Consider the following 9,383-nt stretch of genomic DNA (forward strand, 5'->3'; position numbering starts at 1 on the left):
CCAGGCAGGGCATCCGCAGCCGGCCGTTTTCCCGGCAGCTCCGGCCATACCCCGAACAATGACGTAATTGATCTCCCCACCGGCGCAGAGGCGCTCTAGGCTCTGCTGTACCGCCGAGTCGCGCAGTGCGGGGACGGGCACCGCACGCGTACCGGACCAGCAGCGGTACTTGAGCGGCGCTCCCGGACGGGGGCACCGCCGGGCAAGGAGGGCCGCATGACCGTACGGCGAGTAATGGGCATCGAGACGGAGTACGGGATCTCCGTCCCCGGTCACCCCAACGCCAATGCCATGCTCACCTCGTCCCAGATCGTCAACGCCTACGCGGCGGCGATGCACCGGGCGCGCCGCGCCCGCTGGGACTTCGAGGAGGAGAATCCGCTGCGCGACGCGCGAGGCTTCGACCTCGCCCGCGAGACCGCCGACTCCAGCCAGCTCACGGACGAGGACATCGGCCTCGCCAATGTCATCCTCACCAACGGTGCGCGGCTGTACGTCGACCACGCACACCCCGAATACAGCTCACCGGAGATCACCAATCCGCTGGACGCGGTGCTCTGGGACAAGGCCGGCGAGCGCGTCATGGCCGAAGCCGCCGAGCGGGCCGCCGCCATCCCCGGTGCCCAGCCGATCCACCTCTACAAGAACAACACCGACAACAAGGGCGCGTCCTACGGCACGCACGAGAACTACCTGATGAAGCGGGAGACCCCCTTCTCGGACATCGTGCGCCATCTGACCCCGTTCTTCGTGTCCCGGCAGGTCGTCACCGGTGCGGGCCGGGTCGGCATCGGCCAGGACGGTCACGAGCACGGGTTCCAGATCAGCCAGCGCGCCGACTACTTCGAGGTCGAGGTCGGCCTCGAGACCACGCTCAAGCGCCCCATCATCAACACCCGCGACGAACCGCACTCGGACGCCGAGAAGTACCGCAGGCTCCATGTGATCATCGGCGATGCCAACCTCTCCGAGATCTCGACCTATCTGAAGCTCGGCACCACGGCACTGGTGCTTTCCATGATCGAGGACGGCTTCATCAATGTCGACCTGGCCGTCGACCAGCCGGTACGCACCCTGCACCAGGTCTCGCACGACCCGACCCTGCAGCAGCTGATCACGCTCCGCAGCGGCCGGACACTCACCGCGGTACAACTTCAGATGGAGTACTTCGAGCTGGGACGCAAATACGTCGAGGAGCGCTACGGGGCGGACGCCGACGAGCAGACCAAGGACGTCCTGGTCCGCTGGGAGGACACCCTGAACCGCCTGGAGACCGATCCGATGAGCCTGTCGGGCGAACTGGACTGGATCGCCAAGCGGGAGCTCATGGAGGCGTACAGGCGGCGCGACAGCCTGGACTGGGACGCTCCCCGCCTGCACCTGGTGGACCTCCAGTACGCCGACGTACGGGCCGACAAGGGCCTGTACAACCGTCTGGCGGCCCGCGGCAAGATGAAGCGTCTGCTCGACGAGAACGACGTCGAGCGGGCCCGTACGAAGCCTCCCGAGGACACCAGGGCCTATTTCCGGGGCCGCTGCCTGGAGCAGTACGCGGACGACGTGGCCGCGGCCTCCTGGGATTCGGTCATCTTCGATCTGCCCGACCGTGACTCACTGCAACGGGTGCCCACGATGGAGCCGCTGCGCGGTACACGTGACCACGTGAAGGAGCTCCTGGACCGCTGCCGCACGGCGGAAGAGCTGGTCCGGACGCTGTCGGGCGGCTGAAAGGCCCGTCGGCTGGGAATCAATCAGATGACCTCCGGACGTTGAGACAAGTACCGGGCCAATGTCGGACTCCGTAGGTAGGGTCTGATCAAGTGCTTCGAACCGAGCGGGGTGAGCTACATGGCGACCAAGGACACCGGCGGCGGACAGCAGAAGGCGACACGTTCCACCGAGGAGGCCGAGGAGCAGGCGCAGGAAGCGCAGGCATCCGAGGACCTCAAGGAGCGGCAGGAGAAGCTGGGCGAGGACGTCGACGACGTCCTCGACGAGATCGACGACGTCCTCGAGGCCAACGCTGAGGACTTCGTTCGAAGCTTCGTGCAAAAGGGCGGCGAGTAGCAGCCGGCTCTCGACCCGGTCTGCCCGCCGACGGACTCGTGCCGTCGGCGGCCGCTTCCGCGGGATGTCTTCGCCCTCGGCGGACATCCCGCGGAAGCGCCTCTGCACCAGGTTGATCACTGTCACCGGGCGGGTAGGGTCCCTGGCGTACTGCTTCAACTGCAATTCGGCCATCGGCAAGTTGGGGGATGATCCTGACTCCTTGCGCAGGGCCATCGCATACCTGGAGGGAAACGCGTGGAAGCCAACACTCGTAGCACCGGGCGTCTACCAGCTGCCTTCCTGACGCCGGGTTCGTCCTCGTTCATGGACTTCCTGTCCGACCAGTCGCCCTCGATGCTTCCGGGCAACCGGAACCTGCCACCGCTGAAGGGAGCCATCGAGGCACCGCACGGTACGACGATCGTCGCGGCCTCCTTCCCGGGTGGTGTGGTGCTTGCCGGTGACCGGCGGGCGACCATGGGGAACATGATCGCGCAGCGGGACATCGAGAAGGTGTTCCCGGCCGACGAGTACTCGGCGGTGGGGATCGCCGGCACGGCCGGTCTCGCCGTGGAGATGGTCAAGCTGTTCCAGCTCGAACTGGAGCACTTCGAGAAGGTCGAGGGCGCCACACTCTCCCTGGAGGGCAAGGCGAACCGGCTGTCCACGATGATCCGCAGCAATCTGGCGATGGCCATGCAGGGCCTGGCGGTCGTCCCGCTGTTCGCCGGCTACGACGTCGACCGTGAGAAGGGCCGGATCTTCTCGTACGACGTCACCGGCGGGCGTTCCGAGGAACACGGTTACGCGGCCACCGGCTCGGGCTCGATCTTCGCCCGCGGGTCGATGAAGAAGCTGTACCGCGAGGACCTGACGGAGGAGCAGACACTCACTCTGGTCGTGCAGGCGCTGTACGACGCGGCAGACGACGACTCGGCGACCGGTGGCCCCGATGTGGCACGCCGGATCTACCCGATCGTCACCGTCATCACGGACGAGGGCTTCAGGAAGCTCGACGACGCGGAATCCGCCGAGATCGCGCGCTCGATCCTGGAGCGCCGGCTCGAGCAGCCCGACGGCCCGCGTGCCGCGCTGCTCTGACCGGTCCCTGATGCTTCTCCGATGCACTCGTCACTGACAGAAAGGGACGGATAGCCGGTGTCGACGCCGTTCTATGTCTCACCCCAGCAGGCCATGGCCGACCGGGCGGAATACGCCCGGAAGGGCATCGCCCGTGGTCGCAGCCTGGTTGTGCTGCAGTACGCCGACGGCATTGTGTTCGTCGGCGAGAACCCGTCCCGTGCGCTGCACAAGTTCAGCGAGATCTACGACCGGATCGGCTTCGCCGCCGCCGGCAAGTACAACGAGTACGAGAACCTCAGGATCGGCGGTGTGCGCTACGCGGATCTGCGCGGATACACCTACGACCGCGACGATGTGACGGCCCGTGGGCTGGCCAACGTCTACGCGCAGACCCTGGGCACCATCTTCTCCAGCGCCGCCGAGAAGCCGTACGAGGTGGAGCTGGTGGTCGCCGAGGTCGGTGCGGGGCCGGAGGGCGACCAGATCTACCGGCTTCCGCACGACGGTTCGATCGTGGACGAGCACGGCTCGGTCGCGGTCGGCGGCAACGCCGAGCAGATCAGCACCTTCCTCGACCAGCGCCACCGTGACGGGATGTCGCTCGCGGAGGCGCTCAAGCTGGCCGTGCAGGCGCTGTCCCGCGAGGCCAACGGCAATGAGCGGGAGATTCCCGCCGAGCGGCTCGAAGTCGCGGTCCTGGACCGTACGAGGCCGCAGCAGCGCAAGTTCAAGCGAATCGTGGGCCGGCAGCTGACGCGGCTGCTGGACGCGGACGGTGCCGGAGCGACCCCGACGGACGCTCCGTCCGACACCGAGGAAGCCGACGCCCCGGACGGGACGACCGGCGAGAGCGCCGGTGGCAGCACCGGCGAGTCCACGCAGGAGTAGTCCGCCCGGGCGGGTATCCGTGACGGTGCCCCCGACAGCCGCGACCGGCTGTCGGGGGCGCCGTCACGTCCGGACGCCGTCGGCGGGAGGCGCGGTGGAGCCGCGGACCACGAGGCGCACGGGGAGGCTGCCCGGCTCCGCGGACCGGCCGTCCAGGACGGCGAGCAGGGCCGCCATACCGCGCTCGCCCACCTGTTCGGCCGGGAGCTGCACCGTGGTGAGTTCCGGTTCCACCGCCGTGGCGAGGGCGAGGTCGTCGAAGCCGGTCACGGAGATGTCCTCGGGCACCCGCAGCCCCCGCCTGCGTACCGCCTTGCAGGCACCCGCGGCCAGAATGTCGTCGTCGCAGACGATCGCCGTCGGCAGCCGCCCCGGAGCGGCCAGGACCGCCTCCGTGGCCTCGCGCCCGGCCCGTACGTCCAGCGGGGACGTCACGCGGCGGACGGCGGCGCCGGGGACGTCCCGCACGGCGTCCGCCAGGGCGCGGGCCCGCTCCGCGAAGGTCCAGGTGTCCACGCCGGAGGCGAGGTGGACGAAGCGGCGGTGGCCGAGGGCCAGCAGATGCTCCGCCACCTGGCGCATGCCGTCCGCGATGTCGAGGTTCACCTGTGCCGCCGCGCCGTGCTCGGCGGGGTCGCTGTCCAGCATCACCAGGGGCAGATCCGCGCCGCGGAGCGCACCCAGGGCGTCGGCGGCCATCGAGGAGGCGATGACACCGTCGAGCGCCGCGCGGGCCGATGCGAACGGGTCCTTGGCCGGTCCTGTGCCGTCGGGCGAGGGGTAGAGCACGACGCCGAAGTCGTGCTCGGCGGCGACGGCGGCGGCGCCCGTGTAGACCCGGGCGAAGAACTCGTTGGTGAGCGCGGGCACCACGAGGAGCGCGGTGCGCGTGCGGCCGAGCCGGAGACTGCGAGCGGCGAGGTTGGGCCGGTAGCCGAGGTCCCGGGCGCTGTCGCGGACACGCCCGGCGGTCGCGTCGGACACCCGTCCCTGCCATTTGCCGCCGAGGACGAGCGAGACGGTGGCCTGCGAGACACCCGCGGCCCGGGCCACGTCGCGGCTGGTGGGCCGGGGTGGGGCGGGCCGCTGCGCGCTGCTCACTCGTGCCTCCGTGCTGGACCGGCCAGCTGCCGTGGGATGGACTCGCGGACTGCGCACATGGTACGTATGAACCTCGACGTTATACGTAAAACCTCGGTGAGCGCGAAGCGCACCGGGGGAGAGAGGCGGACATGGCCGCGGGATATCTGGACATCCTCCGGGCGCGGCATGCCGCCCGGCTGCTGGCAGGAACCCTGGTGGGGCGGCTGCCGAACGCCACCGCCCCCATCGCGATCGTCCTGTTCACCCGGGCCGAGGGCGGCAGCTACACGCTGGCCGGCGGCCTCGCCGCCGCGTACGGCCTGGCCACGGCAGTGGGGCAGCCCCTCCTGGGCAGGGCCGTGGACCTCTACGGCCAGCCGCGCGTCCAGTTCCCCGCCGCCGTGCTCTCCGCGCTCGGCATGGCCGCGCTGGCCCTGGTGGGCCTCGGCTCCCTCCCGCTGGCCGTCGCGGCGGTGATCGTGGCCGGAGTCTTCACGCCGCCGCTGGAGGGCGGCCTGCGGGCCCTGTGGCCGACGGTGCTGGGCCGCGAGGACCGGGTCCACCGCGCGTACGCCATGGACGCGGTGGCCCAGGAAGTGATGTTCACCCTGGGACCGCTCCTCGTCACGGTCCTGGTGTCGCTGTGGTCACCGGTCGCCGCGCTGCTGGTCATCAACGCCATCGGCGTCCTCGGCGCGCTCTCGGTGGTGCTGTCCGAGCCGTCCCGTACCTGGCGCTCCGCTCCCCGCGAGGCGCACTGGCTCGGGGCGCTGCGCTCACGCGGGCTGCTGGCCCTGCTGGGCGCGTTCTTCTTCGTCGGGCTCGCGCTCGGCTCGATCACGGTGGCGGGGGTCGCGTACGCCGACGACCACGGCCGGGAGTCCGTGTACGGCTGGCTGATGGCCGCCCTCGGACTGGGCGCGCTGATCGGCGGCGTGGCGTACGGGGCGCGCCAGTGGGCCGGGGCCCCGGAGCGGCGGCTGCGGGTCGTCGTCGCGCTGCTGGCCCTGTGCTACCTGCCGCTGATGCTGACCCCCGGGGTGCCCGCCATGACCGCGCTGTCCGCGCTCGCGGGAGTGTTCCTCGCGCCGGCCATCGCCTGCTCGTTCATCGTGGTCGACCGGCACGCCCCGCGGGGCACGGTGACCGAGGCGTTCTCGTGGCTCGTGACGACGTTCGGTGTGGGTGCCGCGGCCGGAACGGCCGTGGCGGGCCCGGCCGTCGAGCTCGGCGGAACGGCGTCGGGTTTCGCCGTCGCGGGGGCCGGGGGAGTGGCCGCGCTGCTGGTTCTGCTGGCCACCGGAAGGGTCCTCGCAGTTCCCGGGCGTGGGCCCGCTGTTGTGACGGGATCGGAAAATGATCGAAACGGTGCTGCCGAACCCGGTTTCAGCTCAGGCCGTAAGGCGTAATGTTCAGTCATGGACCGCCGCATTTTCGGGCTGGAGAACGAGTACGGCGTCACGTGCACGTTCAGGGGACAGCGCCGACTGTCACCTGACGAAGTGGCGCGCTACCTCTTCCGCCGTGTTGTGTCATGGGGCCGCAGCAGCAATGTCTTTCTGCGGAACGGCGCCCGCCTCTACCTCGACGTGGGATCGCATCCGGAATACGCGACACCCGAATGCGACAACGTGACCGAACTGGTCACGCACGACAAGGCAGGCGAACGCATTCTCGAAGGCCTGCTCGTCGACGCCGAACGCCGCCTGCACGAGGAGGGAATCGCGGGCGACGTCTATCTCTTCAAGAACAACACCGACTCGGCGGGAAACTCCTACGGGTGCCACGAGAACTACCTCGTGGCCCGGCACGGAGAATTCTCCCGGCTCGCGGACATCCTCATTCCGTTCCTCGTCACCCGGCAGCTGATCTGCGGTGCCGGCAAGGTGCTGCAGACCCCGCGTGGCGCGGTCTACTGCGTCAGCCAGCGTGCCGAGCACATCTGGGAGGGCGTCAGTTCCGCCACGACGCGTTCCCGGCCGATCATCAACACCAGGGACGAACCGCACGCCGACGCGGAGCGGTACCGCCGCCTCCACGTCATCGTCGGTGACTCCAACATGTCCGAGACGACCATGCTGCTCAAGGTCGGCGCGACCGACCTGGTGCTCCGCATGATCGAGGCGGGCACGGTGATGCGCGACCTCACCCTGGAGAACCCGATCCGGGCCATCCGCGAGGTCAGCCACGACATCACCGGGCAGCGCAAGGTGCGCCTGGCCAGCGGCCGGGAGGCATCGGCCATCGAGGTCCAGCGCGAGTACTACGAGAAGGCCGTCGACTTCGTCGAACGCCGTGGCATCCGCACCGGCACCGTCGACCAGGTCCTCGAACTGTGGGGCCGCACGCTGGACGCCATCGAGGCCGAGGACCTCGACCGGATCGGCACCGAGATCGACTGGGTCATGAAGTACAAGCTCATCGAGCGGTACAGGGCCAAGCACAACATGACCATGTCGAACCCGAGGGTCGCTCAGATAGACCTCGCCTACCACGACATCCACCGGCGGCGCGGGCTCTACTACCTTCTGGAGCGCAAGGGCCAGACCGCCCGCATCTGCAACGACCTGAAGATCTTCGAGGGCAAGTCGGTGCCCCCGCAGACGACCAGGGCACGGCTGCGCGGCGACTTCATCCGCAGGGCCCAGGAGCAGCGGCGGGACTTCACCGTCGACTGGGTCCACCTCAAGCTCAACGACCAGGCACAGCGCACCGTGCTGTGCAAGGACCCGTTCCGCTCCGTCGACGAACGGGTGGAGAAACTGATCGCGGGTATGTGATCCGGACGGGAGATCTCCCGCCCCGCAGGCGACCGGGCCCCGTACGTTCCTCGTGCGGGGCCCTTCGCTCGGCCTAGAGTGTCGGGGACCCATTCACGTGCCGTCTGAGATCTGAGGAACCAGTGCGCCGACTTGCCGGCCTTCTCGTCGTCCCCCTTCTGCTGCTGTCAACGGCGGCATGCGGCGACGACAAGGCCTCCGACTCCGCCTCGTCCGAGGGCAATCCCGCGATCACCGCGGGAGCGAAATTCGGCGAGAAGCCCACCCTGGCGAAGGGTGAGGGCGATCCGCCCAAGGAGCTGAAGACCGAAGTCATCAGTGAGGGTGACGGCGCGAAGCTCAAGAACGGCGACGCGATCCAGGTCAACTACCTCGGCCAGGCCTGGAACTCCACCAAGCCGTTCGACAACAGCTTCGACAAGGGCCAGCCCTTCGACCTGACGCTCGGTGCGGGCATGGTCATCCAGGGCTGGGACAAGGGTCTGGTCGGCCAGAAGGTCGGCAGCCGAGTCCAGCTCGTCATCCCGCCGGAGCTCGGCTACGGCGAGCAGGGGCAGGGAGACATCAAGCCCAACTCCACCCTCGTCTTCGTCGTCGACGTGGTGAAGGCGACGCAGGTTCCGAAGTCCGCCAAGGGCACTCCGGTCGCCCAGGACAACATCGACCTGCCGAAGGTCGGCACGAACACCGACGGCAAGGCACCGACGGTCACGTTCCCCAAGGGCAACCCGCCCAAGAAGCTGGTCTCCAACTACATCCTGGAGTCCGACGGGGACGTCATCAAGGAGACCGACAGCATCGTCGTGAACTACGAGGCCTACCTGTGGAAGGGTGCCAAGAAGTTCGACAGCACCTACGACACGGGCAAGACCGCGACCTTCCCGCTGGCCCAGATCACCGTCAAGGGTCTGAAGAACGGGCTGGTCGGCAAGAAGGTCGGCAGCCGTGTGCTGCTCGTCATCCCGCCGGACCAGGCCTTCGGCAGCGAGGCGCAGCAGACCATTCCTGCCAACTCGACGCTCGTGTGGTCCGTGGACATCCTGACAAAGATGTAAGACTGTCCCGGTTGCCCAGTTCATCATTTAGAGGAGCAGTTCAGTGAGCATCGAGAAGCCCGAGATCGACTTCCCGGGTGGCGAGCCGCCGGCCGACCTGGAGATCAAGGACATCTGGGAGGGCGACGGACCGGTGGCCCAGGCGGGCCAGACCGTCTCCGTGCACTACGTGGGTGTGGCGTTCTCCACCGGCGAGGAGTTCGACGCTTCCTGGAACCGCGGCACCCCGCTGCAGTTCCAGCTCGGTGCCGGTCAGGTCATCGCAGGCTGGGACCAGGGCGTCCAGGGCATGAAGGTCGGCGGCCGCCGCCAGCTCACCATCCCCGCGAACCTCGCCTACGGCGACCGCGGCGCGGGTGGCGGCGCGATCGCGCCCGGCGAGACGCTCATCTTCGTCTGTGACCTGGTCGGCGTCTGATCCGTCCGGACGTAAGGAGCGAGGGCC

Annotated in this window: 9 protein-coding genes and 1 pseudogene; 9 read left to right on the forward strand and 1 reads right to left on the reverse strand. The window is 68.8% G+C overall.

Annotation, left to right across the window (positions count from 1 at the left end; all coding sequences use genetic code 11):
- Nucleotides 1-216 precede the first annotated feature (216 nt).
- The 5 genes and pseudogenes from dop to prcA all read left to right on the forward strand — a co-directional run bounded on the left by dop (nt 217) and on the right by prcA (nt 4,020).
- The gene (gene dop, locus ACFQ6X_RS34800; protein WP_329212781.1) at nt 217-1,728 is read left to right on the forward strand and encodes a depupylase/deamidase Dop; all 1,512 of its coding nucleotides are present in this window, start codon (nt 217-219) and stop codon (nt 1,726-1,728) included.
- Between the two features lie 120 nt (nt 1,729-1,848).
- Nucleotides 1,849-2,067, forward strand: coding sequence for a ubiquitin-like protein Pup (locus tag ACFQ6X_RS34805; RefSeq protein WP_329212782.1), 219 nt, complete (start codon nt 1,849-1,851; stop codon nt 2,065-2,067).
- A 93-nt stretch (nt 2,068-2,160) separates the two neighbouring features.
- Nucleotides 2,161-2,353, forward strand: a pseudogene (locus tag ACFQ6X_RS34810) (endonuclease domain-containing protein); the annotation flags it as partial.
- A complete protein-coding gene (gene prcB, locus ACFQ6X_RS34815) occupies nt 2,305-3,150 on the forward strand; it encodes a proteasome subunit beta (protein WP_383187887.1) in 846 nt (281 codons plus the stop codon). The pseudogene ACFQ6X_RS34810 and the gene prcB, both read left to right, overlap by 49 nt.
- A gap of 57 nt (nt 3,151-3,207) precedes the next feature.
- Nucleotides 3,208-4,020 carry a proteasome subunit alpha gene (prcA, locus tag ACFQ6X_RS34820; protein ID WP_383187890.1) on the forward strand — a complete coding sequence of 271 codons (813 nt, stop codon included), beginning with the start codon at nt 3,208-3,210 and terminating at the stop codon, nt 4,018-4,020.
- Between the two features lie 63 nt (nt 4,021-4,083).
- Here prcA and ACFQ6X_RS34825 read toward each other — a convergent pair whose 3' ends face one another.
- Nucleotides 4,084-5,121: a LacI family DNA-binding transcriptional regulator gene (locus ACFQ6X_RS34825; RefSeq protein WP_383187893.1), complete on the reverse strand. Its 1,038-nt coding sequence runs from the start codon at nt 5,119-5,121 to the stop codon at nt 4,084-4,086.
- Between the two features lie 131 nt (nt 5,122-5,252).
- Between ACFQ6X_RS34825 and ACFQ6X_RS34830 the strand changes: the two genes are divergently transcribed.
- From ACFQ6X_RS34830 to ACFQ6X_RS34845, 4 genes are all read left to right on the forward strand, one after another.
- Nucleotides 5,253-6,512: an MFS transporter gene (locus ACFQ6X_RS34830; protein WP_383187895.1), complete on the forward strand. Its 1,260-nt coding sequence runs from the start codon at nt 5,253-5,255 to the stop codon at nt 6,510-6,512.
- A 9-nt stretch (nt 6,513-6,521) separates the two neighbouring features.
- Nucleotides 6,522-7,883: a Pup--protein ligase gene (pafA, locus tag ACFQ6X_RS34835; protein ID WP_329212787.1), complete on the forward strand. Its 1,362-nt coding sequence runs from the start codon at nt 6,522-6,524 to the stop codon at nt 7,881-7,883.
- A 122-nt stretch (nt 7,884-8,005) separates the two neighbouring features.
- Nucleotides 8,006-8,938, forward strand: coding sequence for an FKBP-type peptidyl-prolyl cis-trans isomerase (locus ACFQ6X_RS34840; protein WP_383187898.1), 933 nt, complete (start codon nt 8,006-8,008; stop codon nt 8,936-8,938).
- A gap of 43 nt (nt 8,939-8,981) precedes the next feature.
- Nucleotides 8,982-9,356, forward strand: coding sequence for an FKBP-type peptidyl-prolyl cis-trans isomerase (locus ACFQ6X_RS34845; RefSeq protein WP_383187901.1), 375 nt, complete (start codon nt 8,982-8,984; stop codon nt 9,354-9,356).
- The last annotated feature ends 27 nt before the right edge of the window (nt 9,357-9,383 follow it).

The organism is Streptomyces sp. NPDC056452 (genome assembly GCF_042796085.1).
Lineage (GTDB): Bacteria > Actinomycetota > Actinomycetes > Streptomycetales > Streptomycetaceae > Streptomyces.